23 protein-coding genes are annotated in these 25365 nt (G+C 72.6%); 12 read left to right on the top strand and 11 right to left on the bottom strand.

Features of this window, described 5'->3' with window-relative positions; translation table 11 throughout:
- Positions 1-165 precede the first annotated feature (165 nt).
- The 4 genes from ADK60_RS25045 to moaA all read left to right on the top strand — a co-directional run bounded on the left by ADK60_RS25045 (position 166) and on the right by moaA (position 4532).
- Positions 166-1209 (top strand): zinc-dependent alcohol dehydrogenase family protein, encoded by a 1044-nt coding sequence (locus ADK60_RS25045; protein WP_053649054.1) that lies wholly within the window; start codon positions 166-168, stop codon positions 1207-1209.
- A gap of 276 nt (positions 1210-1485) precedes the next feature.
- A complete protein-coding gene (locus ADK60_RS25050) occupies positions 1486-1842 on the top strand; it encodes a DUF485 domain-containing protein (RefSeq protein WP_045940051.1) in 357 nt (118 codons plus the stop codon).
- The gene (locus ADK60_RS25055) at positions 1839-3449 is read left to right on the top strand and encodes a monocarboxylic acid transporter (protein ID WP_045940052.1); all 1611 of its coding nucleotides are present in this window, start codon (positions 1839-1841) and stop codon (positions 3447-3449) included. Before ADK60_RS25050 ends, ADK60_RS25055 begins: the two co-directional genes overlap by 4 nt.
- 93 nt (positions 3450-3542) lie before the next feature.
- A complete protein-coding gene (gene moaA / locus ADK60_RS25060) occupies positions 3543-4532 on the top strand; it encodes a GTP 3',8-cyclase MoaA (RefSeq protein WP_053649056.1) in 990 nt (329 codons plus the stop codon).
- A gap of 17 nt (positions 4533-4549) precedes the next feature.
- Here moaA and ADK60_RS25065 read toward each other — a convergent pair whose 3' ends face one another.
- From ADK60_RS25065 to ADK60_RS25090, 6 genes are all read right to left on the bottom strand, one after another.
- Entirely contained in the window at positions 4550-4783 is a 234-nt protein-coding gene (locus tag ADK60_RS25065) for a hypothetical protein (RefSeq protein ID WP_030398262.1), read from the bottom strand.
- Positions 4784-5107: 324 nt separating this feature from the next.
- Positions 5108-5497 carry a DUF3099 domain-containing protein gene (locus ADK60_RS25070; protein ID WP_045940071.1) on the bottom strand — a complete coding sequence of 130 codons (390 nt, stop codon included), beginning with the start codon at positions 5495-5497 and terminating at the stop codon, positions 5108-5110.
- A 102-nt stretch (positions 5498-5599) separates the two neighbouring features.
- Entirely contained in the window at positions 5600-6148 is a 549-nt protein-coding gene (locus tag ADK60_RS25075) for an RNA 2'-phosphotransferase (RefSeq protein ID WP_053649058.1), read from the bottom strand.
- Positions 6149-6177: 29 nt separating this feature from the next.
- Positions 6178-7581: a metallopeptidase TldD-related protein gene (locus tag ADK60_RS25080; RefSeq protein WP_053649060.1), complete on the bottom strand. Its 1404-nt coding sequence runs from the start codon at positions 7579-7581 to the stop codon at positions 6178-6180.
- Entirely contained in the window at positions 7581-9143 is a 1563-nt protein-coding gene (locus ADK60_RS25085) for a TldD/PmbA family protein (RefSeq protein WP_053649081.1), read from the bottom strand. The genes ADK60_RS25080 and ADK60_RS25085 overlap by 1 nt, the downstream gene beginning before the upstream one ends.
- 177 nt (positions 9144-9320) lie before the next feature.
- The gene (locus ADK60_RS25090) at positions 9321-10466 is read right to left on the bottom strand and encodes an MBL fold metallo-hydrolase (protein ID WP_045940059.1); all 1146 of its coding nucleotides are present in this window, start codon (positions 10464-10466) and stop codon (positions 9321-9323) included.
- A 370-nt stretch (positions 10467-10836) separates the two neighbouring features.
- Here ADK60_RS25090 and fabG point away from each other — a divergent pair, with 370 nt between their 5' ends.
- Both fabG and fabI read left to right on the top strand, forming a co-directional pair.
- On the top strand, positions 10837-11559 hold the full coding sequence (gene fabG, locus ADK60_RS25095) for a 3-oxoacyl-[acyl-carrier-protein] reductase (protein ID WP_030398256.1): 723 nt from the start codon (positions 10837-10839) through the stop codon (positions 11557-11559).
- A gap of 3 nt (positions 11560-11562) precedes the next feature.
- Positions 11563-12330 (top strand): enoyl-ACP reductase FabI, encoded by a 768-nt coding sequence (fabI, locus tag ADK60_RS25100; protein ID WP_045940060.1) that lies wholly within the window; start codon positions 11563-11565, stop codon positions 12328-12330.
- Between the two features lie 78 nt (positions 12331-12408).
- Here the strand turns inward: fabI and ADK60_RS25105 are convergent, their stop codons facing one another.
- The 4 genes from ADK60_RS25105 to ADK60_RS25120 all read right to left on the bottom strand — a co-directional run bounded on the left by ADK60_RS25105 (position 12409) and on the right by ADK60_RS25120 (position 16771).
- Positions 12409-13473 (bottom strand): hypothetical protein, encoded by a 1065-nt coding sequence (locus ADK60_RS25105; RefSeq protein WP_053649062.1) that lies wholly within the window; start codon positions 13471-13473, stop codon positions 12409-12411.
- Positions 13470-15635 (bottom strand): DUF6571 family protein, encoded by a 2166-nt coding sequence (locus ADK60_RS25110; protein WP_053649064.1) that lies wholly within the window; start codon positions 15633-15635, stop codon positions 13470-13472. Before ADK60_RS25110 ends, ADK60_RS25105 begins: the two co-directional genes overlap by 4 nt.
- Before the next feature lie 2 nt (positions 15636-15637).
- Positions 15638-15979 (bottom strand): hypothetical protein, encoded by a 342-nt coding sequence (locus ADK60_RS25115; protein ID WP_052709073.1) that lies wholly within the window; start codon positions 15977-15979, stop codon positions 15638-15640.
- A gap of 120 nt (positions 15980-16099) precedes the next feature.
- The gene (locus ADK60_RS25120) at positions 16100-16771 is read right to left on the bottom strand and encodes a FadR/GntR family transcriptional regulator (protein ID WP_053649066.1); all 672 of its coding nucleotides are present in this window, start codon (positions 16769-16771) and stop codon (positions 16100-16102) included.
- A gap of 76 nt (positions 16772-16847) precedes the next feature.
- Here ADK60_RS25120 and ADK60_RS25125 point away from each other — a divergent pair, with 76 nt between their 5' ends.
- The 3 genes from ADK60_RS25125 (at position 16848) to ADK60_RS25130 (ending at position 19029) form a co-directional block, all read left to right on the top strand.
- Positions 16848-18173: a CynX/NimT family MFS transporter gene (locus ADK60_RS25125; RefSeq protein ID WP_063783259.1), complete on the top strand. Its 1326-nt coding sequence runs from the start codon at positions 16848-16850 to the stop codon at positions 18171-18173.
- 65 nt (positions 18174-18238) lie between these two features.
- Entirely contained in the window at positions 18239-18361 is a 123-nt protein-coding gene (locus ADK60_RS47815) for an SGM_5486 family transporter-associated protein (protein ID WP_266274030.1), read from the top strand.
- A gap of 140 nt (positions 18362-18501) precedes the next feature.
- Positions 18502-19029 (top strand): SixA phosphatase family protein, encoded by a 528-nt coding sequence (locus tag ADK60_RS25130; protein WP_045940063.1) that lies wholly within the window; start codon positions 18502-18504, stop codon positions 19027-19029.
- 88 nt (positions 19030-19117) lie between these two features.
- On the opposite strand, the gene serB is transcribed toward ADK60_RS25130, so the two are convergent.
- Positions 19118-20392: a phosphoserine phosphatase SerB gene (gene serB, locus ADK60_RS25135; RefSeq protein WP_045940075.1), complete on the bottom strand. Its 1275-nt coding sequence runs from the start codon at positions 20390-20392 to the stop codon at positions 19118-19120.
- Positions 20393-20668: 276 nt separating this feature from the next.
- Here serB and ADK60_RS25140 point away from each other — a divergent pair, with 276 nt between their 5' ends.
- The 3 genes from ADK60_RS25140 to ADK60_RS25150 all read left to right on the top strand — a co-directional run bounded on the left by ADK60_RS25140 (position 20669) and on the right by ADK60_RS25150 (position 25357).
- Positions 20669-23236 (top strand): FHA domain-containing protein, encoded by a 2568-nt coding sequence (locus tag ADK60_RS25140; protein WP_053649070.1) that lies wholly within the window; start codon positions 20669-20671, stop codon positions 23234-23236.
- A 380-nt stretch (positions 23237-23616) separates the two neighbouring features.
- The gene (locus ADK60_RS25145; RefSeq protein WP_045940076.1) at positions 23617-24714 is read left to right on the top strand and encodes a GAF domain-containing sensor histidine kinase; all 1098 of its coding nucleotides are present in this window, start codon (positions 23617-23619) and stop codon (positions 24712-24714) included.
- Complete coding sequence (locus tag ADK60_RS25150) at positions 24707-25357, top strand: response regulator (protein WP_199839755.1); 651 nt, start codon at positions 24707-24709, stop codon at positions 25355-25357. Before ADK60_RS25145 ends, ADK60_RS25150 begins: the two co-directional genes overlap by 8 nt.
- Positions 25358-25365: the final 8 nt, after the last annotated feature.

Below are 25365 nucleotides of genomic sequence, written 5' to 3' on the forward strand. Positions count from 1 at the left end.
TCCCGGAGGGCGGTCCGGCCAGGTCGGCCCCGGTCCGCCGCTGTCCGGAATGTTGCCGGGGACCGGCCGGAATAGAGTGGGCGGTGCAGTCGTCGTACATCTGGTCGACTGTTTTCCGGTCGTCCGCGCCACCCCTGCGGACACCTCTGCGAAGGACGAACCCTCATGCGCGCCACCGTCATCCACGGTCCCAACGACATCCGGATCGAGCAGGTGCCGGACCCGGTCGTCCAGCAGCCGACCGACGTCGTGGTGCGGGTGGTGAACGCCTGCATCTGCGGCAGCGACCTGTGGGCGTACCGCGGTGTCGCCTCGCGGGTGGCCGGGCAGCGGATCGGGCACGAGTTCCTCGGTGTGGTCGAGGAGGCCGGCGCCGAGGTCCGCGACTTCCGCCCGGGCGACCTGGTGGTGGCGCCGTTCGTCTGGTCGGACGGCACCTGCGACTTCTGCCGCGAGGGCCTGCAGACCTCCTGCCCGCACGGCGGCTTCTGGGGCGAGGTCGGCTCGGACGGCGGGCAGGGCGAGGCGGTGCGCGTGCCGTTCGCGGACGGCACCCTGGTGAAGCTGCCCAAGGAGGCGCTGGGCGACGAGAAGCTGCTGCCGGGCCTGCTGGCGCTGTCGGACGTGATGGCGACCGGTCACCACGCGGCGGTCTCGGCGCGGGTCCGGGCCGGCTCCACGGTGGCGGTGGTCGGGGACGGCGCGGTCGGCCTGTGCGGCGTGCTGGCAGCGCACCGGCTGGGTGCCGGGCGGATCATCGCGCTGGGCCGGCACACCGCCCGGACCGATCTGGCCCGCCGGTTCGGCGCGACCGACGTGGTCGCCGAGCGCGGCGAGGCGGCGATCGAGGCGGTGCGCGAGCTGACCGGCGGGCAGGGCGCGCACGCCGTGCTGGAGGCGGTCGGCACCGAGGAGTCGATGCGCACCGCGGTGTCGATCGCCCGGGACGGCGGGGCGGTCGGTTACGTGGGTGTGCCGCACGGCGGCAGCGCGGGCGTGGACATCGGTCAGATGTTCGGCCGAAACGTTTCGCTCAACGGCGGCGTCGCGCCGGCCCGCGCCTACATCCCCGAGCTGCTCCCGGACGTCCTGTCCGGCGCGATCGAGCCGGGCCTGGTCTTCGACCGCACGGTCGACCTGGACGGCGTCCCGGACGGCTACCGGGCGATGGCCGACCGCTCCGCGCTGAAGGTGCGGATCGAGTTCTGAACCCAGGCTCTCGACGGAGCCTGTCGCGAAGAGGTCCTGACGGGTGGTCGGGGCGGCACCGAATGGCCGGTGCCGCCCCTTTCGTTTGCCCGGATACGGTGGTTTTCGGCCAATCGGTTAGTGCAGAGGGGTGAACGTCTGGCTGGTCACGGTCAAACCCTTTCGGCTTACGCGCCACCCTCCTAGCATTGCGCGGCGCGCATCCGGACTGTGACGCCGCTCACGTCCGATCGTTCCACTGGTGCGACCACTACGCCGAACGAGTGAGGAGTCAGAGTGGAATCGCCGCCGATCGACACCACCGCCACCGAAACCCAACTCATCGAGGAGAGCGCCGAGTTCCGCGGCCTCCGGTCCTCGTTCCGGAGCTTCGCGTTTCCGGTCACCATCGGTTTCGTGCTCTGGTACCTGCTCTACGTCCTGCTCTCCAGCTATGCCCCCGGCCTGATGGGCACCAAGGTCGTCGGGCACATCAATGTCGCCCTCGTCCTCGGACTGCTCCAGTTCGTCACCACCTTCGCCATCGCGGCCTGGTACGCGCGCTACGCCGCCCGGAGGCTGGACCCGCCCGCGGCCGCCATCCGCGAGGCGCGCGGCGCCGTCGTCCACGCCCCCCGGGAGGCCGCCGAATGAACCTGCTCGCCACATCCGCCACCGACCACCGCGGCCTCACGATGACCCTGTTCGGGGTCTTCGTGCTCGCCACCCTCGGCATCACCGTCTGGGCCGGCCGCCAGACCAAGGACGCCGCCGACTTCTACGCCGGCGGCCGGGGCTTCTCCGGCTTCCAGAACGGCCTCGCCATCTCCGGCGACTACATGTCCGCGGCCTCGTTCCTCGGCATCGCCGGCGCCATCGCCCTGTTCGGCTACGACGGCTTCCTGTACTCGATCGGCTTCCTGGTCGCCTGGCTGGTCGCGCTGCTGCTGGTCGCCGAGCCGCTGCGCAACTCCGGCCGCTACACCATGGCCGACGTGCTGGCCTTCCGGATGCGCCAGCGCCCGGTGCGCACCGCCGCGGGCATCTCCACCATCGTGGTGTCGATCTTCTACCTGCTCGCCCAGATGGTCGGCGCCGGCAGCCTGGTCGCCCTGCTCCTCGGGGTCAGCGGCGACGGGGCCAAGCGCTGGACCATCGTCGCGGTGGGCGCGCTGATGGTCCTCTACGTCGCCATAGGGGGCATGAAGGGCACCACCTGGGTGCAGATCGTCAAGGCCGTGCTGCTGATCGCCGGCACCGCGCTGATGACCGTCCTGGTGCTGGCCAAGTACCACTTCAACATCTCCAGCCTGCTCGGCGCCGCCGCCGACGCCAGCGGCAAGGCCAACGCCTTCCTGGAGCCGGGGCTGAAGTACGGGGCCACCGGCACCAGCAAGCTCGACTTCCTCAGCCTCGGCCTCGCGCTGGTGCTGGGCACCGCCGGCCTGCCGCACATCCTGGTCCGCTTCTACACCGTGCCCACCGCCAAGGCCGCCCGGAAGTCCGTGCTCTGGGCGATCGGCATCATCGGCGGCTTCTACCTGATGACCCTCGCACTCGGCTTCGGCGCCGCCGCGCTGGTCGGCCCGAAGACCATCAAGGCCTCCAACGCGGCCGGCAACACCGCCGCCCCCCTGCTCGCCGAGAACCTGGGCGGCGGCGCGGGCACCACCGGCGGCGCCGTGCTGCTCGCGGTGATCTCCGCGGTCGCCTTCGCCACCATCCTCGCCGTGGTCGCCGGACTCACCCTCGCCTCCTCGGCCTCCTTCGCCCACGACCTCTACGCCAACGTGATCCGGCGCGGCAAGGTCTCCGAGCGCCAGGAGGTGTACGTGGCCAAGTGGGCCGCCGCCGGGATCGGCGCGGTGGCGATCGCGCTCAGCCTGTTCGCCGACAAGCTCAACACCGCCGCCCTGGTCGCCCTGGCCTTCGCGGTCGCCGCCTCGGCGAACCTGCCCACCCTGCTGTTCTCGCTCTTCTGGAAGCGGTTCAACACGGTCGGCGCGGTCAGCTCCGTCTACGCCGGACTGGTCACCTCGGTGGTGCTGGTGCTCTTCTCACCGGTGGTCTCGGGCGGGAAGAACTCGCTCTTCCCGCACTCCGACTTCCACTGGTTCCCGCTGGAGAACCCCGGCCTGGTCTCGATCCCGGTCGGCTTCCTCGCGGGCTGGCTCGGCACCGTGCTCTCCCGCGAACAGGCCGACCCGGCGAAGTACGCTGAACTGGAGGTCCGCTCGCTGACCGGGCTGGGCGCCCACTGATGAACAGCTGATGACTAAGCTGGCCCGGCGCCGCCGCGACGGTGGCCGGGCCGGCCGCTCACCGGGCGGCACCTCACTCGGGAAGGGACCGCCGTGCTGCTCGACACCTTCGGCCGCCGCGCCGTCGACCTCCGGGTCTCCCTCACCGACCGGTGCAATCTGCGCTGCACCTACTGCATGCCGGAGCAGGGCCTCCAGTGGCTGCCCAAGCCCGAACTGCTCACCGACGAGGAGATCGTCCGGCTGGTGACGGTCGCGGTGCGCGACCTCGGCGTCCAGGAGGTCCGCTTCACCGGCGGCGAGCCGCTGCTGCGCCCCGGCCTGGTCGGCATCGTCCAGGCCTGCGCCGCCCTCGACCCGCGCCCCGAGCTCTCGCTGACCACCAACGGCATCGGCCTCGCCCGGACCGCGGCGGCGCTGCGCGCGGCCGGCCTGGACCGGGTCAACGTCTCGCTGGACACCCTCGACCCGGACACCTTCCACACCCTCACCCGGCGCAACCGCCACCAGGACGTCCTGGACGGCCTGGCCGCCGCCGAGGCCGCCGGGCTCACCCCGGTCAAGCTCAACGCGGTGCTGATGCGCGGGGTCAACGAGGACGAGGCGCCCGCGCTGCTCGCCTGGTGCCTGGAGCGCGGCTACGAGCTGCGGTTCATCGAGCAGATGCCGTTGGACGCCCAGCACGGCTGGGACCGCTCCTCGATGGTCACCGCCGAGGAGATCCTGGAGCGGCTGGCCGCCCGCTTCGACCTCACCCCCGAGCCCTCCGCGACCCGGGGCGCGGCCCCCGCCGAACGCTGGCTGGTGGACGGCGGGCCGGGCCGGGTCGGGGTGATCGCCTCGGTGACCCGTCCGTTCTGCCGCGCCTGCGACCGCACCCGGCTCACCGCCGACGGCCAGGTCCGCGACTGCCTGTTCGCCACCGGCGAGACCGATCTGCGCACCGCCCTGCGCTCCGGCGCCGACGACGCCGAACTGGCCGACCGCTGGCGGACGGCGATGTGGGGCAAGAAGGCGGGCGCCGGGATCGACAGCCCGGAGTTCCACCAGCCCACCCGCCCGATGTCGGCGATCGGCGGCTAGGGCCGGTCTGCCGCGGCTCAGCCCGCGTCGGGGGTCCACCCGGCGAAGGGGAGGACCTCCTTGAGGAAGCCGCGGACGCCCAGGAACTGGGAGAGGTGCTCGCGGTGCTCGTCGCAGGCGAGCCAGGTCTTGCGGCGGTCCGGGGTGTGCAGCTTGGGGTTGTTCCAGACCAGGACCCAGACGGCGTCCGCGCGGCAGCCCTTGGCGGAGCAGATCGGGGTCTGCGGCTGAGGGGCGTCGGGGAGCAGCATCGGAATCGTCCTCGGGCGTTCGGCGGCAGATCGGCGCGTGATCGGTGGGGGACCGGCGGGGATGGTCACCGCCAGTCTGTCACGCTCCGGAGCCGTTCCTCCGGGAGGAGGGCGGGGGAGCCGGACTCGGAGAACACATGGCGACGCCGGGCAGCCACGGGGGGAGCTGCCCGGCGTCGGTCCGTCGCTCCGACGGGGGATGCGGAGCGCGTACGCAGTATGTCACGGCAGGGGAGGGGTATGGGGAGGTCTTGCATGATTAATCTGAGCTTCTTTTGAGCTTTCCACTCAGGCAAGGGTGGGAAAGCCGGGCAAAGCGGGCGCTCAGCTCTGAGCCTGTGAAGAATCGGTGGGCACACGGCCCGACCCATCGGCACCGTGAGTCACATTCGCCCCTCGGCCACCGGTGCCCCCGGGGCCCAGCATCAGCGGAGTCTCCGGCGGTACGTCGAAGGTCGACGGCAGGCCCGGCGCGCGCTCCCGGCCCGCGTTGGCGAGCAGCACCGCGAAGTACGGCAGCAGTACCCCGCCCGCCAGTGCCGCGAGCGCCAGCCACCGCTGCACGTCCCACAGCACCACCGCGAGCAGGACGCAGACCGTCCGCAGCAGCATCGACACCACATAGCGGCGCTGGCGGCCCCGGACGTCCTCGGTGAGGCTGCTGCGGGCCCCCGTGATCCGGTGGACCTGTCCGGTCCCGGTGCTCTTGACCATGTCCCTACCGCCCTCGTCCACGCTCCCGCGCGCCTCGCCGCGCGGCCACCTCACGGTACGCCCGGAGGGGTCCGGCGACGAGACCGGGTCGGCGGACACGCCTCAAAGAGGCCGGGAGAGGTACTCCGGCGGCACCGCGTCCGTCAGCCAGACCCCGTTGGCGCTCACCCGGAACTCGTGGCCCGCGGCGGCCATCGCGGCCGCGTCCACCACCAGCACCACCGGGCGGCCGTGCCGGGAGCCCACCCGGGTCGCGGTGTCGGAGTCCGCGGACAGGTGGACGTCCTGCCGGGCCATCGGGCGCAGCCCCTCCCGGAGGATCGCCCCCAGGCTCCGGGTCGCCGTGCCGTGGAACAGCACCGGCGGGGGCTCGGTGGCGGCCAGACCGAGGTCGACCGCCACCGTGTGCCCCTGGCTGGCCCGGATCGAGAGGCCGTCCGGCGAGTAGGCGAAGCGGCGCTTGTTGTTGGTCGCCACCACGTGGTCCAGCTCCGCCCTGGTCAGCCGGGTGCCCCGGGCCGCCAGCGCGGCGAGCAGGACGTCCACCCGTACCCAGCCGGCCGGGTCCAGGGCGACCCCGACCCGCTCCGGCTCGTGCCGCAGGATCCGCGACAGCATCTTGCTCGTCCTGACTGTGCGCTTCTCGTCCATCCCCGTCGTTCCCCCCAACGGCCGCCCGGCTACGAGGCCTGGCTGACCGAACTCATGTTGAATCCCGTGACCCGGACCGGCGGCATCGCCGTCCGGGTGAACCAGTCGCTCCACTCGCGCGGCAGGCAGCGCTCGGTCCGGCCCACCTCGGTGATCCGGCCGAGCAGGTCCACCGGCGACTCGTTGAAGCGGAAGTTGTTGACCGCCCCGACCACCTCGCCGTTCTCCACCAGGTAGACGCCGTCCCGGGTCAGCCCGGTCAGCAGCAGCGTCGCCGGGTCCACCTCGCGGATGTACCAGAGGCAGGTGAGCAGCAGGCCGCGCTCGGTGCCGGCGATCATCTCCTCCAGGGTCGGCGCGGACTCCTGGCCGGCCGCCTCCAGGACGAGGTTGTCGACCGCGGGTCGGGCCGGCAGGCCGCCCAGCGCGGCCGAGTGGCGGCTGGTGACCAGCGAGGCCAGCTCGCCGTCGCGGATCCAGTCGGTGGCGGTCAGCGGCAGGCCGTTGTCGAACACCGAGGACTCGTCCTCGCTGGCGTGCGCCAGCACGAACGGCGCGCACTCCAGGCCCGGTTCGGCCGGGTCGGAGCGAAGGGTCAGCGGCAGCCCGGCCAGCTTGTCGCCGATCCGGGTGCCGCCGCCGGGCCGGGAGAACACCGTCCGGCCCTCGACGGCGTCCCGGCCGCCGGACGACCAGTTCAGGTGGATCATCAGGTCGGCGACGGCCGACGGCGGCAGCAGCGTCTCGTACCGGCCGGCCGGCAGGTCGATCCGCCGGGCGCCCCAGCCGAGCCGCCGGGTCGCCTCGGCGTGCAGCGCCGTGACGTCCACGTCGGCGAAGTCCCGGGTGGCGGCGCCGACCCAGGCCGAGTCGGACAGGTCGGCGGCCTTGGCGTTCAGCTCGACCATGCCGGTCGGCTGGTCGTGCCGCAGCCGCAGGCCGGTGGAGGTGCCCAGGTAGCTGGTGACCATCTCGTGCCGGGCGAAGCCGTACAGCAGCTCGCCGCGCCCGGCCGCGTCGGCGAAGGCCCGGCCGAGGGCGGGCGCGAACCGCGCGAACACCTCGATCGAGGTCTCCGCCGGGGGCGCGGTGAAGTCCGGCGAGGGCGTCTGCTCGGCGGTGGTGACCAGCGGCCGGGCGTCCTCGGCCGGCCCGGCCGCGCGGGCGGCCTCCTCGGCGGCCAGGACCAGCGCGGCCACCTCCTCCGGGACGACGGCCTCGCGGGAGACCACGCCGGAGGCGGTGCCCTCGGCGCCGTCCACCGTGGCGATCACGGTGAGCCGCCGGCCCCGGGTGACGCCGTTGGTGGTGAGGGCGTTGCCGGCCCAGCGCAGGTTGGCGGTCGACTCCTCGTCGGCGATCACCACGCAGCCGTCGGCGCGGGAGAGGCCGAGCGCGAGCTCGACGAGTTCGTGGGGCTGCGTCGCGGCCATCAGTGACCCGCCTCCTGCTGGGTGTTGAGCACATTGACGTTCCGGAACAGCGCCGAGGGGCAGCCGTGGCTGACCGCGGCGACCTGGCCGGGCTGCGCCTTGCCGCAGTTGAAGGCGCCGCCCAGCACATAGGTCTGCGGGCCGCCGACGGCCGCCATCGAGCCCCAGAAGTCGGTGGTGGTCGCCTGGTAGGCGAAGTCCTTGACCTGGCCCGCGAGTTCGCCGTTGCGGATGGCGTACGCGCGCTGCCCGGTGAACTGGAAGTTGTACCGCTGCATGTCGATCGACCAGGAGCGGTCGCCGACGATGTACAGGCCGTTCTCGACGCCCGCGAACAGGCCCTCGGTGGACGGGCCGTCGGCGGCGGGCTGCAGCGAGACGTTCGCCATCCGCTGCACCGGGACGTGCGCGGGGGAGTCGGCGAAGGCGCAGCCGTTGGACCGCCCGAGCCCCTTGAGCCCGGCCATCGCCCGGTCGAGCTGGTAGCCGACCAGCACCCCGTCCTTGACCAGGTCCCAGGACTGCGCGGCCACCCCCTCGTCGTCGTAGCCGATCGTGGACAGGCCGTGCTCGGCGGTGCGGTCGCCGGTGACGTGCATCAGCTCGGAGCCGTACTTCAGCGAACCGAGCTTGTCGTAGGTGGCGAAGGAGGTGCCGGCGTAGGCGGCCTCGTAGCCGAGCGCGCGGTCCAGTTCGGTGGCGTGGCCGATCGACTCGTGGATGGTCAGCCACAGGTTGGACGGGTCGATCACCAGGTCGTAGCGGCCCGCCTCGACGCTCGGCGCCCGCATCTTCTCGGCCAGCAGGACGGGCAGCTCGGCGAGTTCGGCGTCCCAGTCCCAGCCTGCGCCGGTGAGGTACTCGAAGCCGCGGCCGACCGGCGGGGCGAGGGTGCGCATCGACTCGAAGGCGCCGGTGCGCCCGTCCACCGAGGTGGCCTCCAGCTCCGGGTGCAGCCGGATCCGCTGCTGGGTGGTGACGGTGCCGGCGGTGTCCGCGTAGAACTTGTTCTCCTGCACGGTCAGCAGGGTCGCCTGGACGTGCGAGACGCCCTCGGCGGCCAGCAGCCGGGAGCTCCACCCGGCGAGCAGTGCCGTCTTCTCGGCGTCCGGCACCTCGAAGGGGTTCACGTCGTACGCGGACACCCAGGTGACGTCCGGGTGCACCGGCTCGGCGGCCAGTTCCACCCGCTCCTTCGACCCAGCCGCGCGGCTGATCCCGCCGGACAGCCGGGCCACCGCGACGGCCTGCTCGGCCACCCGCGCCGCCGCGTCCGGGGTGAGGTCCACCCCGGCGGCGAAGCCCCAGGCGCCGTCCAGCAGCACCCGGACGGCGAAGCCGAGCTGGACGCTGTCGGAGGTGCCGGCCGGTCGGGCGTCGCGCAGCCGCCAGGAGGCGCTGCGCACCCGCTCCAGGCGGAAGTCGGCGTGTTCGACGCCGAGTTCACGGGCCCGGGTGAGGGCGGCGTCGGCCAGCGCGCGCAGCGGCAGGCCGAGGAAGAGCGGGTCGACGGTGCGCGGGGCGGCGCCGCCGGGGGCCGGGGGCGTGCTGGTCGGGGGCAGCGGAGGCAATCGGGCTCCCTGGTCGGGGGGACGGTGGTGCAGGACCCCCGGGTGAACGGGGGTACCCGCACGGCATCATGGCCCGTCACCGGGGCTTCCGGCCAGCGCATTCCTCCCGGCGTGGCCCCTCGGCGCGCGTCGGCTCCGGCCGCGCCGGTCCCATCGGTCCCGTCCGGCTCAGGCGACGCCCTCCCACCAGCCGTCCGGCTCCGGCGGGTTGTCGACGTCCACCCGCTCGCCCGGGCGCGGCACCGCCAGCGGCACGCCCTGCTCCTTGGCCGCCACCAGCAGCCGCTCGATCGGCTCGGCCCACGGGTGCAGTCCCAGGTTGAAGGTGCACCAGTGCACAGGGACCAGCAGTCCGGCGTCCAGCTCGCGGTGGGCGAGGACGGCGTCCTCCGGCGTCATGTGGATGTCGGCCCACGCCGGGTCGTACGCGCCGACCTGCACCAGCGCGGCGTCGAACGGGCCGTGCTGGGCGCCGATCCGCGCGTAGCCCTCGAAGTAGCCGGAGTCGCCGGTGTAGTAGACCCGGCGGTTCGGACCGGCGATCACCCAGGAGCCCCACAGCGTGGTGTTGCGGGTCAGGCCCCGGCCGGAGAAGTGGTGGGCGGCGGTCAGGGTGACCGTGAGCTCGCCCAGCGTGCAGGTCTCGTTCCAGTCCAGCTCGATGATCCGGTGCTCGGGCACGCCCCAGCGGCGCAGGTGGGCGCCGATGCCGAGCGGCACCGCGAACGGCGCGGACTGGCTGCGCACCAGCCGCCGGACGGTCGCCATGTCCAGGTGGTCGTAGTGGTCGTGCGAGATCAGCACCGCGTCCACCTGCGGCAGCTCCTCCAGCTCCACCGGCACCGGGTGCAGCCGGCGCGGGCCGACCTGCGCGGCGGGGGAGCACCGCTCGCTCCAGATCGGGTCGAGCAGCACCCGCGCGCCCTCGACCTCGACCAGCGCCGAGGCGTGCCCGTACCAGGTGACCGCCACGCCCTCGGCGGCCGTCCCGGCGCCCTCGGCCGGGCGGACGGTGGGCACCGGGTGGCTCGGGGTGCGGCCGTCGCGCTGGAACAGCGCCCGGCGCACCGTCTCCACGTCGATGCCCGCCTGGGCGGTCGGCCGGGCCAGCTCGGAGGGCGCGTTGTGGAAGACGCCGTCGCGGTACTGCGGGGAGTTGCGCAGCCGCTCCTCCCGCTCGCCGTCCGGCCGCCGGCCGAACGCCGCCGGCAGGTCGCGCAGCGCCCAGGCGACCGCTCCCGCGCCGGCCGCCAGTGCGGCCAGGGCCGCCAGTCGTCCGCGCCGGTGGGTCGTCCCGGCCTGTGCCTCGCTCATTCCGCGCTCCGCATCGTCGTCGCCGGGGCCCCTGTCCGGCCGTGGGCCCGGGTCGGCCCCGGTGCGGCGGCCCCGGCTCGTGCCGCACCAGGGGGCACAACGGGCGTGCCCCGCTGCCGGGTTCCCGGACGTGCGGCTCAGTGGACACGACAATACGGCCCCGCCACATGGGGGAATGGCGGGAAATCCGCCCCGGGCCGAATTGTCGGGTACCGACAGTTCCACCGGTGCTGCGCTGTGGGAGCCCGATTCGTCGCCGCGCCGGGCCGACCGATAGCGTCGCAACGCGTACATCGTTTCGACGTGCGCGGACATCACGGAGTGGTACGCGGACACACGGCGTGCGCACACAACGGAGAGAGGTGGATCGTTGAGCCGCTCGGTTCTCGTCACCGGAGGCAACCGGGGCATCGGCCTCGCGATCGCCCTGGCCTTCGCCGAGGCGGGCGACAAGGTCGCCATCACCAGCCGCTCGGGTGAGGTCCCCGAGGCGCTGGCCAAGTACGACGTGCTCGCGGTGCGCTGCGACATCACCGACAGTGCCCAGGTCGACGCCGCGCTGACCGAGATCGAGGCCGCGCACGGCGGCGCGGTCGAGGTGCTGGTCGCCAACGCCGGCATCACCAACGACACCCTGCTGCTGCGGATGTCCGAGGAGGCCTTCACCTCCGTCCTGGACACCAACCTCACCGGCACCTTCCGCGTGGTGAAGCGCGCGTCCAAGCTGATGATGCGCGCCCGCAAGGGCCGGATCGTGCTGATCTCCTCGGTCGTCGGCCTCTCCGGCTCCCCGGGCCAGGCCAACTACGCCGCCTCCAAGGCCGGCCTGGTCGGCTTCGCCCGTTCGCTGGCGCGCGAGCTGGGTCCGCGCAACATCACCGTCAACGTGGTCGCCCCCGGCTTCGTGGACACCGACATGACCGCGGTGCTCACCGACGAGCGCCGCGCGGAGATCGTCGCCGGCGTGCCGCTGGGCCGTTACGCGGCGCCCGCCGAGGTCGCTTCCACCGTGCGGTTCCTCGGTTCGGACGAGGCCGCGTACATCACCGGAGCCGTCATTCCCGTGGACGGCGGATTGGGCATGGGTCACTGAGTCATGAGCGGAATCCTTGAGGGCAAGCGCATTCTGATCACGGGTGTGCTGATGGAGTCCTCCATCGCCTTCCACACCGCCAAGCTGGCCCAGGAGCAGGGTGCCGAGGTCATCCTCACCGCCTTCCCGCGGCCGAGCCTGACCGAGCGCATCGCCAGGAAGCTGCCGAACCCGGTCAAGGTCCTGGAGCTGGACGTCTCCAGCGAGGAGCAGCTGGCCGGCATCGCCGACCAGGTGCGCGAGCACCTGCCGACCCTGGACGGCATCGTCCACTCCATCGGCTTCGCCCCGCAGGACGCCCTGGGCGGCAACTTCCTGAACACGCCGTGGGAGTCCGTGGCCACCGCCATGCACGTCTCGGCGTACTCGCTGAAGTCGCTCACCACGGCGCTGCTGCCGCTGATGCAGGACGGCGGCGCGGTCGTCGGCCTCACCTTCGACGCCCAGTACGCCTGGCCGCAGTACGACTGGATGGGCCCGGCCAAGGCCGCCCTGGAGTCGACCAACCGCTACCTGGCGCGCTACCTGGGCGAGCGGAACATCCGCTGCAACCTGGTCTCGGCCGGCCCGATCGGCTCGATGGCCGCCAAGTCCATCCCGGGCTTCGGCGACCTCGCCGCCACCTGGGAGGACCGCTCCCCGCTGAAGTGGGACCTGAGCGACCCGGAGCCGGCCGGCCGCGGCGTCGTCGCCCTGCTGTCGGACTGGTTCCCGAAGACCACCGGCGAGATCGTCCACGTCGACGGCGGCCTGCACGCCATCGGCGCCTGACGCCTCGGGTAGGTACGAACGCCGCTGCCCGGCACCCCTTTCGTAGGAGGGGGTGCCGGGCAGCGGCGTTTTCCGGGGTTACTTGGGGGCGACCGGCTCGCAGCCGTACTTGGCCGCCATGGCGTTGGCCCAGGCCCGGAAGGCGGAGGTTTCGAGGGCCGAGACCCCTCGGTCCTCGGCCGACGACCGGAAGGCTTCGAGCGTGAGGCTGCCGGTACCGCACGGCGCGACAACCAGATTGTCCTTGCCGGTTCCCCGCCAGCCGGTCGGCAACGGACCCAGGGGGCTGTTGCCGACACTGAGGACGGCGAACTTCGGGTAGCGCGCATCGAGGGTGGCGGTGAACCGGTAGACCGGGGTCGATCGGTTGTCGTCGTAGATCCAGCAGGACTGGACGGGAGCCGAAGGGCTGCTGAGGTCCTGGCGAAGATCGGCCTGGAGTTTTCCGGTTGCACCGGCTCCGGGGACTCCGCAGAGCTGCCCGTCGACGACGACCTGTCCGACCTGCTCGCCGGTGGTCAGGTGGAGGTCGGGCACCTCGGTGGATCCGCAGCCGGAGCGCCGGGCGACGGCAGCCGCGAACCCGGACGCCAGCCGGGCCAGACTCTCCCGCGCGGCGGGCGACGCGGTCGTATCGGCACGGGCGGATTGGTAGGGATCGGGCTGGTTGTCGCGGGTGACGTCCACCGCGACCGCATCGGCGTCCCGGGCCGGGTAGTTCTCGGCGTCCTTGGAAGCGAGCCGGCAGCCTGGTGCCATCAGCAACCAGCCGCGTGAATTGCCGAACGCGCCCACCGGCCCCCGGTCGGGCTGGGACATCGCCGGATCGGCCCGCAGGGCGGGCTCGAAGAGTGCGGCCTTCCTCGTCCGCAGATGGATCTCGGCGACGTACTTGCCGCCGCGCTTGAGGCTGATCGCGCAGTACGCGTCCGGGTCGTTGCGGTCGCTCGACGCGCGGCTGCTGGCGACCACGATTTTGCCCGTGCCGAGGACCCGTTCGGCGTCCTCGGCGGCGACAGCGCCCTCGCAGAGCCGGTCCGGGAGGAACAGGTTGGGGAACTGCCAGGAGACGAGGCCGCCCGCGCCGAGGACGAGAAGGACGACACCCGCGAGGATCGCCAGAGTACGTCGGGAGAGCTTCACTGCTGACCGTTCCGTCCCAGGGCGATCGACGCATTCCTGTGGCCGTTGGTGTGGCCGGTCCCCAGGGACTGCGAAATCACCTCGGTCTCGTCCTGGCTGAGGTGGTTCCGGCGGCCCCACTCGCCGGCCATGACCTGGCTCTGGGTCAGCGCGGCGAAGTGCTCGTTGGAGTTCTTGGTATTGCCTGCGTCCTGAGCTTCCTTCTTCACGTCGTCCACCCAGCCGCTGATACTCGCGTCGATGAAGGCGCCGGCGACGTCCCCGACTTCGGGGATGAAGCCCGTCACGGTGCCGTTCATCGAGGAGGCGAACTCGCCGGTCTTGTCGGCCCACTCCATCCGGTCGTCCTTCTCGTCCAGGATGACGTCCGAGCGGATTGCGTCGTAGGCGCCGAGTGCGGTGCCGATGTTCTGAGCCCGCCCCTCGCGGAGTTCGGGGCCGAGTTGCGGATCGCCCGGGATGGCGGCGAGGAGCTCGGCGGCCTTGGCCCGTTCGGCGTTGTAGAGCGTGGCGTAGGCCTCCGGTTCGTCGGAGGCTCCGCGCATGACCCGGATGAGATGGTCGGCGGTGCCGCCGAGGTGGCCCTCGCCGTTCTCCTCCCAGGCGCCGCCGTGGTCCGCGTTGGTGTGGTGCTGACTGAGGATCTTGTGCGTGTCGTCCACGTAGTCCGACAGCGCGTTGGCGATCGGCATCTTCAGATCGTCGTGGACCTCGCTGCCCTTTCCGTCGGCGTCCAGCGCGTCGATGACGCCCTGCATCACCCGGGCCTGGGCCGGGGTGTGGGGGCCGCCGTTGTGGGCGTTGTCGCCGGGGACGTCGCCGGTGGCGGCGGCCTCGATGGCGGCGGCGAGGCCGGCCTGGTGGGTGCCCTTGTCGTTCATCGGCGGGCCGAAGAGGGTGTTGGTGTAGGTGGTGGGCCACTCGCGGTCGCGCAGCAGGTACTTGAGGCGGTCCTCGGCGCCCGGTCCCTTGGGGTCGAGGAACTGGGTGGCGGCCTCGGGGTTCTGGCCCATCAGCTTGAGCACGCCGTCCACCGGGTCGTGCACCAGGTCCGGGCGGGGGCCGTTGAACTGGTGCGAACTCCAGTGGTTGTCCTTGCGTTCGGCGGCTATGACATCGGCCCCGAGGTCGTTCAGGAACTGCGCGCCGTACCCGGCGTTGCCGTGCTGCAGCAGGGTGGCGAGCGTCTGGTAGCCGTAGATCGGCGCTGTGTTGCCGCCGAAGTGGCGGGCGTCGATGTTCTTGACGCCGGCTTCCTGGAGGCCCTTGCGGAAGTCCTGGTAGAACTTGGTGCTGGTGTCCCTGGTGGCGCCGGCGATGGTGTTGGCGAGGTTGGTCTGCAGTTCGCCGTACTCGCCCTTGAGCTTGCCGCCCCGCTCGTTGAGCCGGACCTCCAGCTCGTCGGCGAGCAGCAGGGTGCCCTCGGGGCCGAGCGTGTTGAGCAGGGTCTGGCCGTAGACGGGGCTGCCGGAGTTGGCCTTCATCAGGTTGTTGAGCTCGGCGAGCTCCTCCGGGCTGAGGGTCTTGCCGTCCTTGAGCCGGGCCGCGAGCTCGGCGGCCCGCTTGCCGTCGGCCTCGTCGCCGCCGCCGACCGCCTGGCCGTTGAACTCGTTCCTCATGTCGCCGACCTTGGCGGCGCGGCGCAGTTGGAGGGCGGCCCGCTGGTCGGCCGCGGTCGCCTCCTCCACATAGATCTTGATCTTCTGCGCCCACTGGCCGGCGGCCTCGTTGCACTCGCGCTGGTAGTCGGGCTCGTGGTGGTAGGCGCTTCGGGTGGCCGGGTCGAGGGCGCCGACGTCGAACATCACGGAGCCGGTGCCGGTCACCTTCATGCCGTCGGCCTGGGCGTCGGCGACGGCCTGCTTCAGCTTCTTCTGCGCCGACTCGAAGTCGGCCTGGGCGTCCTTGATGATCGAGGCGACGGCCTTGGCCTCGGTCTGCGCGTCGATGGCCTGCTGCCGGGTGTAGCTGACGTGCTGGTTGGCGGTGAACGCGGTGTAACCGAGCCAGAGGTTCTGGTTGCCGGTGACCGAGAGCACCTCGGTCTCCAGCCGCTGCTGGACGCCCTGGTACTTGCGGGCCATCTCGGTCCAGTCGGCGACGGCCTTGGCCATCGCGGACGGGTCCGCCTTCATGACGTCCTCGAAACCGAGCAGGCTCATGCTCACGCCTTCCCGGTGAACGACGTGGCGATGCCGTGTTCGACGTTCAGGTAGTTGGTGTGGGTCTGCCGCATCATCCCGGCCTCCTGGTTGAGGCGGCCGTTGAGCTGCGACACCTGCTCGTGCCACTCCTTGACCGCGCCGCGCAGGGCGGCGGCGGTGTCCCAGCCGCTCAGCTTGCCGGCGGCCGCCTCGGTCGACTCGTCGGCGGTCTTGCCGGCCGTGGTGCTGTCGGTGGCGATGCCGTCGAGTGCGGTGGCCGCCTTGTCCAGCGCACTCGTCGACACTTTGGTGGGCCCCCCGCCACCCGGTCCCTGGCCCAGCTTCAGGTCCGGATCCGCCATCAGTTCTCCCCGTTGTGGTCCACTGCGGCCGGAGACCGGCCGTCCGCGAATTTTCACGGGACGTTAGCACGCCAAATCCCGCCGCCCGCAAGGCGCGAGCGGCCGGGGACCGGCCCCCGGTCACCCCTCCCGGTCGCAGGCCCCGATGGCGCGGCCGGCCTCGTGCGAGGCGCGCTGCGCGTCGCGGGCGCGGATGGCGTCGACGATGTCGTCGTGGCCGAGGTAGCGCTCGGGGACGATCTCGGGGCCGACGTCGTGGCGCAGCAGGGCCCGGGTGACCTCGCCGAGGTCGGCGTAGAGGGCGGAGAGCACGTCGTTGTGGGCGGCGGCGACCACGGTCTGGTGGAAGGCGGCGTCGGCCTGGACGAAGTCCTCGGCGTTGCCGGAGTGCCAGGCGTCCTCGCGGCGGGCGAGGGCGGAGTCCATGAGGTCGAGGTCGCGGTCGGTGCGGCGGGCGGCGGCGAGGCCGGCGGCGGCGGTCTCCAGGGTGGTGCGCAGTTCGGCGACCTGGGCCCGGTCGGCGTCGGCGAAGCGGCGGTGCATCACGCCGGCGAGTTCGCTGGCGGCGAGGACGTAGGTGCCGGAGCCCTGGCGGATGTCGAGGAGCCCGTTGTGGGCGAGGGCGCGGACGGCTTCGCGCACGGTGTTGCGGGCCACGCCCAGCTGTTCGACCAGGGCGGCCTCGGTGGGGATGCGCGAGCCGACGGGCCACTCCCCGGAGGTGATCTGCGCGCGCAGCTGGGCGATCACCTGGTCGGACAGCGGGGTGCGCCTCGGCGAGGACAGCGCCACGGGGGACTCCTTGGGTCGGGTGGGTCGGGCCATCATGCCAATTCGAGGATGCGCTAATTCATCCCATCATTCTATGATGGCCCGCATGTCGTCCGCAGCAGACACCGCAGACCCCGTCACCGCTTCCTCCCGGGTCGACCCCCGGGGCGCCGCCCGGCCGCAGGCCGAGCGGCCGGCTCCGCCCAGAAGTCGCCACCTCGGCTGGCTGTTCGCCCTCGCGATCGCCGCCGCCGCGTTCAACCTCCGCCCGGTGGTCACCAGCCTCGGGCCGCTGCTGGACCAGGTCCGCACCGACCTCGGGATGAGCCCGACCGTGGCCGGCCTGCTCACCGCCGTCCCCTCGCTCTGCTTCGCCCTGTTCGGCTTCGCCGCGCCCGGTCTGGCCCGGCGGCTCGGCCCGGTCGCGGTGGTCACCGCGGGCATGGGCGCGATCACCGCGGGCGTGCTGGCCCGCTCCTTCGCCGGCGGCACGGCGGTCTTCCTGCTGCTCACCGCGCTCGCGCTGGCCGGGGTGGCCGTCTCCAACGTGCTGATCCCGGTGGTGATCAAGCGGTACTTCCCGGAGAAGGTCGGGCCGATGATCGGCCTCTACTCGATGGCGCTCTCGGCCGGCACCGCGCTGGCCGCCGCCGTGACCGTCCCGCTGACCAAGGGGCTCGGCGGCGACTGGCGGCTCGGACTGGGGGTCTGGGCCGGGCTCGGCGCCGTCGCCCTGCTGCTCTGGATCCCGGTGCTGCTCGGCCGGCGGCGGGAGTCCGCCGGCGCGGCGCCCGGCGCGCCGGACACCGTGCGGCTGCCGATCACCCGCAGCCGCACCGCCTGGGCGCTGGCGATCTTCTTCGGCTTCCAGGCCACCGGCGCGTACGTGGTGATGGGCTGGCTGCCGACGATCTTCCAGGACGCCGGGGTCTCCTCCGGCACCTCGGGCGTGCTGCTGGCGCTGACCATGGTGATCGGCGTGCCGGTGTCCTTCGTGCTGCCCAACCTGGCCGCCCGGCGCGGTGACCAGCGGCTGTTCGTGGTGGTCCTGGCGGCCTTCGGCATCGCCGGCTACACCGGGCTGGCGCTGGCCCCGGCCGGTGCGCCGTGGCTGTGGGCGGTCCTGGTGGGCCTGTCCAACTGCGCCTTCCCGCTGGTGCTGACCATGATCGGCCTGCGGGCCAGGACGGCCGGCGGGGTGGCCCAGCTTTCGGCCTTCGCCCAGGGCGTCGGCTACCTGATCTCGATCCCCGGCCCGATCCTGATCGGCCGGCTCTACCAGGCCACCGGAGAGTGGTACCTGCCGCTCGGCTTCCTGGCGGTGCTGCTGGTGCCGCAGATGCTGTTCGGCCTGCGGGCGGCCCGGGCCCGGCACATCGAGGACGAGGCGGTGGCGACGGCCTCCGGGGCCGTCGCGGCCTGACGGGTCCCGGTGGGGGAACGGGTCCCGGTGCGGGACGGGCGTGTCCGGGGTGGGAGAATCCGGGCATGCCCGTTCTCGAACCGAACCCCACCGACGGCCACAAGAAGCTCGGCCAGCTCGCCGCGATCATCGGCGGCATCGTCGTCCTGCTGGTGATCGTCGCGATCGTCGCCCGGAACATCGGCTGACACCGTCGCCGCCCGGAACATCGGCCGACCCCGGGGGGACGCCCGGGTGAACCCCGCATGATGGCACTCCCCGACGCCGGGGGTGGCGCCATCGGGCAGCATCGCGCCCGCGGCCGGCTTTTCTGCCAAGCTTGCTGGGTATGAGCGCCGACACGCCCCGCAGGATCATCGTTCTCCGCCATGCCAAGGCCGACTGGCCGGACGGCGTCGACGACCACGAGCGGCCGCTGGCCGACCGGGGCCGCCACCAGGCCCCGGAATCCGGCCGCTGGCTCGCCGATTCCGGTATCAACCCCGACTACGTGCTCTGCTCCACCGCCCTGCGAACCCGGGAGACCTGGAAGCTCGCCGCGCACGAGCTGCCGAAGCGGGTGCGGCGGACCGTCTACGAGGACCGGGTCTACGACGCCAGCCCCGGCGAGATCATCACCGTCCTCCAGGAGACCCCGGAGGAGTACGCCGACGTGGTCCTGGTGGGCCACAACCCGGGGGTGCTGGGCCTGACCCAGGTGCTGGCCGGCGACGAGGGCGACCGGGACGCGCTGGAGCGGCTGCGGCTCGGCGGCTTCCCGACCGCGGCCGTCGCGGTGCTCAGCTTCTCCGGCTCGTGGAAGAACGTCGAACCGGGTGTGGCGCAGTTGGTCTCGTACTTCACGCCGCAGGACTGAGCGGCGGGCAGCGGACCGGATCGACGACGAGGGGCGCGCGGACATGGTCCGCGCGCCCCTCGGTGCGTCCGGTCGGCCCCGCGCGCCGTCAGTCCCGCGCGCCGGCCTCCGGGTGGTCCAGGACGTCCACCACATCGGCCGCCTCGACCTCCTCACGGGTGATCCCGAGCAGGTACAGCACGGTGTCCAGGAACGGCACGTTCACCGCGGTGTCCGCCGCCTCCCGCACCACCGGCTTGGCGTTGAACGCCACGCCCAGCCCGGCCGCGTTCAGCATGTCCAGGTCGTTGGCGCCGTCGCCGATCGCCACCGTCTGCTCCAGCGGCACCTTGGCCTGCGCGGCGAACCGCTCCAGCCAGCGGGCCTTGCCCGCCCGGTCGACGATCTCGCCGACCACCCGGCCGGTGAACTTCCCGTCCACCACCTCCAGGGTGTTCGCCGCCGCGTAGTCCAGGCCCAGCTGCTCCACCAGGTGGTCGGTGACCTGGGTGAAGCCGCCGGACACCACCGCGACCTGGAAGCCCAGCCGCTGCAGGGTGCGGATCAGGGTGCGGGCGCCCGGCGTGAACCGGACCTCCGCCCGCACCTTCTCGGTCACCGCGGCGTCCAGCCCGGCCAGCAGCGCCACCCGGGCGCGCAGCGACTCCGCGAAGTCCAGCTCGCCCCGCATCGCCGCGGCCGTCACCTCGGCGACCTCCTGCTCGCAGCCAGCGTGGGCGGCGAACAGCTCGATCACCTCGTCCTGGATCAGCGTCGAGTCGACGTCCATGACGATCAGCCGCTTGGCCCGCCGCTCCAGCCCGGCCGCCACCACCGCGACGTCCACCCGCTGGGTGGCCGCCTCCTGGGCCAGCTCGGCCCGCAGCCGGTCGGTGGCCACACCCGAGACGGCCAGCTCGACGGCGGTCACCGGGTACTTGGCGAGCCGGAAGACCCGGTCGATGTTGCCGTCCGCGGCCGTGATCCGCGCGGTGAGCGCGGCGACGGCGGAGGCGGTCAGCGGGTGGCCCAGCACGGTGACGTGGGAGCGGCCCTCGCGGCGCGGCCGGTTGTCGCCGATGCCGGAGATGATCTCGGCCTGGAGCTTCTGCTCCTCGGCCCAGCGGTGCACCACGGCCCGCAGGTCGCCCTCGGCGCCCCGCGCGGCGGGGGCGGAGACCAGGGCGCACAGCGTTATCCGGCCACGGGTGACCACCTGCTCGATGTCGACGACCTCGACGCCGAACCCGGCCAGGGTGGCGAAGAGCCCGGCGGTGATGCCGGGGCGGTCCTTGCCGAACACCTTGACGAGCAGGGTGCGCCCGTCCTCGGTCCGGGGCTGCGGGGCGGGGAACGGCTCGGCGGCCAAGGGCGATGCGTTCATGGTGCCACCCACGCTACCCGGAGCCGGACGGCGCGACGGCACCCGTCCGGTTCGTGGACGAGCCCGCGGTCCCGCCGGACGACGAGCCCGCCGTCCGGCCGCACCAGGTCGTACAAGGGCGGTCCGTGAATCGTTGCCGCCTGGTCACAGTCCGCGGGGGCGGCTTTCACCCGCGGCCGACGGGCTGGAATGATTCCCCCGTCAGATTCACGATCATTTCGCCCCACCTGGCCGGGGCGCACCATCGGGGGAACCGAGAGAGCGGGGCAGGCGAGAGTGCCGCAACTCGTCATCGAGATCAACGGACAGCAGCGGGTCATGGAACCCGGGCGGTCCTACACCATCGGTCGCAATCCGCAGTCGGACTTCCAGTTCGACGACGCGCGGGTGTCCTGGCAGCACGCCACCATCTCCTTCAACGGGGCGGGTTGGCAGCTGGACGACCACGGCAGCACCAACGGCACCTACACGGGCGGTGCCCGCACCTTGCAGGCCCAGCTGTTCCCGGGGGCCGTGGTCAACCTCGGCAACGCCGAGAACGGCCCCAGGCTCGCGTTCTCCGCGCCGGCCGCCCAGCAGGCCGCCCAGCCGGCCTGGCACGAGGCCGCGACCAGCCGGAGCGCCGCCCCGCAGCAGCAGTGGCAGCCCCCGGCGGCGCAGCAGCCCTACCCGCCGCAGCAGCAGTGGCAGCAGCAGCCGGCGCCGCAGGCCCAGCCGCAGCCGCAGGTCCAGCCGCAGCACTTCCCGCAGCAGCAGGGCTTCCCGGGGCAGCACGCCCCGCAGGGGTTCCCGCAGCAGGCGCCCGCCCCGCACGACGGCGGCCCGCAGCCGACGGTCATCCGCAACCTGACCGCCGGCATGAACACCATGCGGATCGGTCGTGCGCTGGACAACGACATCGTCGTCTCCGACCTCCAGGTCTCCCGCCACCACGCCGAGCTGCGCCAGCTGCCCGACGGCCGGTACGAGATCGTCGACCTCGGCAGCCACAACGGCATCTTCCTCAACGGCCTGCGGGTCGAGCGGCAGCTGATCGGTCCGCAGGACCGGCTGACGGTCGGCCACTCCAGCTTCGTGCTGGTCGGCGACCAGCTGCAGGAGTTCGTCGACACCGGCGCCGTCTCCTTCTCCGCCCGCCACCTGACGGTCGAGGTCGACTTCAAGGGCGGCAAGAAGGTCCTGCTCAACGACGTCAGCTTCGGCGTCCCGGAGAAGTCCCTGGTCGCCGTCATCGGCCCCTCGGGCTCCGGCAAGTCGACCCTGCTGCGCGCCCTCACCGGCTACCGCCCGGCCGACCGCGGGGACGTCCTCTACGACGGCCGCAACCTCTACAAGCAGTTCGCCGAACTGCGCTCGCGGATCGGCCTGGTGCCGCAGTCGGAGATCCTGCACAAGGAACTGACCGTCCGCACCGGCCTCAAGTACGCGGCCCGGCTGCGCTTCCCCGGCGACACCGAGCCGCGCGAGCGCGAGGCGCGGATCGACGAGGTGCTCTACGAGCTGCGCCTCGACAAGCGCGCGGACAACCGGATCACCGCCCTCTCCGGCGGCCAGCAGAAGCGCGTCTCGGTTGCCCTGGAGCTGCTCACCAAGCCCTCGCTGATCTTCCTGGACGAGCCCACCTCGGGCCTCGACCCGGGCATGGACCGTGAGGTCATGCAGATGCTGCGCGGCCTCGCCGACGACGGCCGCACGATCCTGGTCGTCACCCACTCGGTGGCCGAACTCGCGCTCTGCGACCGGCTGCTGGTGATGGCGCCGGGCGGTTCGGTGGCCTACTTCGGTCCGCCGGACGAGGCGCTGCACTTCTTCGGGTACGAGACCTGGGCCGATGTCTTCCAGGCCTTCGAGAACTACCCGGACCACGACTGGGCCGGCCGCTACCGCAGCTCGGTGCACCACCAGCAGTACTCGGCGGACGTGGAGTCCGGCGCCGTGCAGTCCGCGCAGATCGTCCAGGAGGCGGTCCGCCCGCCGAAGCCGCAGAGCTGGGGCTCGCAGCTGTGGACGCTGATCCGCCGCTACGCCTCGGTGCTCGCCTCCGACCGGGGCTTCCTGGCGCTGTCGGTGCTGCTGCCGGCGGTGCTCGGCGCGGTCAGTGTGCTGATCCCCAACGAACCGGGGCTGGCGCCGAACCCGAAGTCGCAGCTGGGCCTGAACAGCGGCGCCGCGACGATCATGCTGATCCTGGCGATCGGCGCCTGCTTCTCCGGCGCGGCGAACTCGGTCCGCGAGCTGATCAAGGAACGGGCGATCTACGAACGGGAACGGGCCACCGGCCTGTCCCGCTCGGCGTACATGATGTCCAAGATCATCGTGCTGGGCTTCTTCAGCGTGATCCAGGGCGCGATCATCTCCGCCGTCGGCTTCCTGCCGCGCAAGCTGCCCGCGCACGGCCTGGTGGTCAAGGACCTGCCGATCCTGGAGATGAGCTTCGGCCTGATCCTGCTGAGCTTCGCCTCGATGATGTTCGGCCTGGCGATCTCGGCGCTGGTGAAGACCGCCGAGAAGACCATGCCGCTGCTGGTGATGTTCGCGATCATCCAGGTCGTCTTCACCGGCTGCCTGTTCCAGATCTTCTCCAAGCCCGGCCTGGAGCAGTTCGCCTGGCTGATGCCGGCCCGCTGGGGCACCGGCATGGTCGCCACCACGCTGGACCTGTCGCACCTGCTCGGACCCTGGAACAAGGACTTCCAGAACCCCGAGTACGACGCGCTCTGGGGCCACAACTCGGGCCAGTTCTGGTTCGACGCCGGCGTGCTGATCCTGATGTCCGTCGTCATCGGCGTCATCGTCACCCGCCTCCAGCGCCGTCACGAGCCCGAGGTCATGCAGAAGGGCTGACGCCCGGCACCGCCACCAGCACGGGGGCGGCCCACCCCGACCGGGGCGGGCCGCCCCCGCGGCGTTCCCCGGCCCGTTCCCTGCCCTGTTCCGCGCCTCGTCCCTGCCCCGTTCCGCGCCCCGCTCCCCGCCCCCGTCCGGCGCGGTCCGGAGGGCACGACCTAGGTCGCTGGACCTGCGCCCCACCCGGCCGGGGACCGACGCGCGGGCCCCGCGGACGGCGGTAGGTTGGCGTCATGCCCACCGTGCCAAGCGACCACCGGCACGCCGGACCGCTGCCCGCCGACCGGGTCCCGGTCGGCCCGCCGCCGGACGGCACCCTGCCCGCCTGCGAACCCTGCCTGGCCAGCATCGAGGCCGTCAGCCAGGCCCTGCTCGGGATGAGCCGCCACCTGGAGGTCCGCGAGGTCCTGCGCCGGATCACCGCCTCCGCCCGCCGGCTGCTCGGCGCCGAGTACGCCGCCCTCGGGGTCCCCGACGACCACGGCGGCTTCGCCCAGTTCGTCGTCGACGGCGTCACCGACGAGCAGTGGCGGGCGATCGGACCGCTGCCCCGCCAGCACGGCGTGCTCGCCGCGATGCTCCACGAGACCGGCCCGATCCGGCTCGACGACGTCCGCCGCGCCCCCGCCTTCGGCGGCTGGCCCGAGGCCCACCCCGAACTCGGCGCCTTCCTCGGCATGCCCATCGTCGACGCCGACCACGACGAGGACGAGCCCGAGGTGATCGGCGTCATCTACCTCGCCAACAAGCGCGGCGGCGGCGGCTTCACCGACCACGACGAGGAACTGCTGCGGATACTGGCCGCGCACGCCGCGCTGGCCCTGACCAACGCCCGCCTCTACGAGCGCAGCCGCGAACTCACCCTGGCCGGCGAGCGCGCCCGGATCGCCCACGACCTGCACGACGCCGTCTCGCAGAAGCTCTTCTCGCTGCGCCTCACCGCCAAGGCCGCCGCCAAGCTCGTCGACCGCGACCCGGCCCGGGCCCGCGCCGAACTCGCCGAGGTCGCCCGGCTCGCCGCCGAGGCCGCCGACGAACTGCGCGCCGTCGTCGTCGAACTGCGCCCCGCCGCACTGGAGGAGGACGGCCTGAGCGCCACCCTGGCCTCCCAGGTGCAGGTCCTCGACCGCGCCCACAACGCCGACATCGCCTTCGCCGCCGACCGCGTCCGGGCTCTCCCGCAGGCCCAGGAGGCCGCCCTGCTGCGGGTCGCCCAGGAGGCCCTGCACAACGCGCTGCGCCACTCCGGCGCCGGCCGCGTCACCGTCACCCTGGCCGGAACGCCCGAACGCGGCGCCGTGCTGCGGGTCAGCGACAACGGCCGCGGCTTCGACCCCGGGGCCGTCCGACGGGCCGGCCGCCACCTCGGCCTGGCCTCGATGCGCGACCGCGCCGCCGCCGTCGGCGGCCGGCTCACCCTGGACTCGTCCCCCGGAACGGGCACGATCGTCGAGATGGAGGTCCCCGGTGCCTGACTCCCTGTCCGCGATCCGCGTCCTGCTGGTCGACGACCACCAGGTCGTCCGCCGCGGCCTGCGCACCTTCCTGGAGGTGCAGGACGACATCGAGGTGGTCGGCGAGGCCGCCGACGGCGCCGAAGGTGTCGACCGGGCCCGCGCGCTCGACCCCGACGTGGTCCTGATGGACCTCAAGATGCCCGGCGTCGACGGCATCGAGGCGCTGCGCACGCTCAAGGAGGAGGGCAGCCGGGCCCGGATCCTCATCGTCACCAGCTTCACCGAGCACCGCACCATGGTCCCCGCGCTGCGGGCCGGCGCCGCCGGGTACGTGTACAAGGACGTCGACCCGGAGGCACTGGCCGGCGCGATCCGTTCGGTCCACGCCGGCCATGTGCTGCTCCAGCCGGAGCTGGCCGAGGCACTGCTCGCCGACGACGGCCCGCGCCCGCCGCAGGGCCGCGGCGGCACCCTCACCGAGCGCGAGCGCGAGGTGCTCGGCCACATCTCCGACGGCCGCTCCAACCGGGAGATCGCCCGCAGCCTCCACCTGTCCGAGAAGACGGTGAAGACCCACGTCTCCAACATCCTGATGAAGCTGGACCTCGCCGACCGCACCCAGGCCGCGCTCTGGGCCGTCCGGCACGGCGAGACCCGCTAGGGGTCGGC

The organism is Streptomyces sp. XY431 (assembly GCF_001279805.1).
Classification (GTDB): Bacteria; Actinomycetota; Actinomycetes; order Streptomycetales; family Streptomycetaceae; genus Kitasatospora; species Kitasatospora purpeofusca.

Excerpts from the sequence above, each read along its gene's own strand:
- serB (WP_045940075.1), bottom strand. The coding sequence starts at position 20,392 with ATGAACGCATCGCCCTTGGCCGCCGAGCCGTTCCCCGCCCCGCAGCCC.
- ADK60_RS25070 (WP_045940071.1), bottom strand. The coding sequence starts at position 5,497 with ATGGTCAAGAGCACCGGGACCGGACAGGTCCACCGGATCACGGGGGCC.
- ADK60_RS25075 (WP_053649058.1), bottom strand. The coding sequence starts at position 6,148 with ATGGACGAGAAGCGCACAGTCAGGACGAGCAAGATGCTGTCGCGGATC.
- ADK60_RS25145 (WP_045940076.1), top strand. The coding sequence starts at position 23,617 with ATGAGCCGCCACCTGGAGGTCCGCGAGGTCCTGCGCCGGATCACCGCC.
- ADK60_RS25090 (WP_045940059.1), bottom strand. The coding sequence starts at position 10,466 with ATGAGCGAGGCACAGGCCGGGACGACCCACCGGCGCGGACGACTGGCG.
- ADK60_RS25065 (WP_030398262.1), bottom strand. The coding sequence starts at position 4,783 with ATGCTGCTCCCCGACGCCCCTCAGCCGCAGACCCCGATCTGCTCCGCC.
- ADK60_RS25130 (WP_045940063.1), top strand. The coding sequence starts at position 18,502 with ATGAGCGCCGACACGCCCCGCAGGATCATCGTTCTCCGCCATGCCAAG.
- ADK60_RS25110 (WP_053649064.1), bottom strand. The coding sequence starts at position 15,635 with ATGAGCCTGCTCGGTTTCGAGGACGTCATGAAGGCGGACCCGTCCGCG.
- ADK60_RS25125 (WP_063783259.1), top strand. The coding sequence starts at position 16,848 with ATGGCCCGCATGTCGTCCGCAGCAGACACCGCAGACCCCGTCACCGCT.
- ADK60_RS25045 (WP_053649054.1), top strand. The coding sequence starts at position 166 with ATGCGCGCCACCGTCATCCACGGTCCCAACGACATCCGGATCGAGCAG.
- ADK60_RS47815 (WP_266274030.1), top strand. The coding sequence starts at position 18,239 with ATGCCCGTTCTCGAACCGAACCCCACCGACGGCCACAAGAAGCTCGGC.
- fabI (WP_045940060.1), top strand. The coding sequence starts at position 11,563 with ATGAGCGGAATCCTTGAGGGCAAGCGCATTCTGATCACGGGTGTGCTG.
- ADK60_RS25115 (WP_052709073.1), bottom strand. The coding sequence starts at position 15,979 with ATGGCGGATCCGGACCTGAAGCTGGGCCAGGGACCGGGTGGCGGGGGG.
- ADK60_RS25055 (WP_045940052.1), top strand. The coding sequence starts at position 1,839 with ATGAACCTGCTCGCCACATCCGCCACCGACCACCGCGGCCTCACGATG.
- ADK60_RS25080 (WP_053649060.1), bottom strand. The coding sequence starts at position 7,581 with ATGGCCGCGACGCAGCCCCACGAACTCGTCGAGCTCGCGCTCGGCCTC.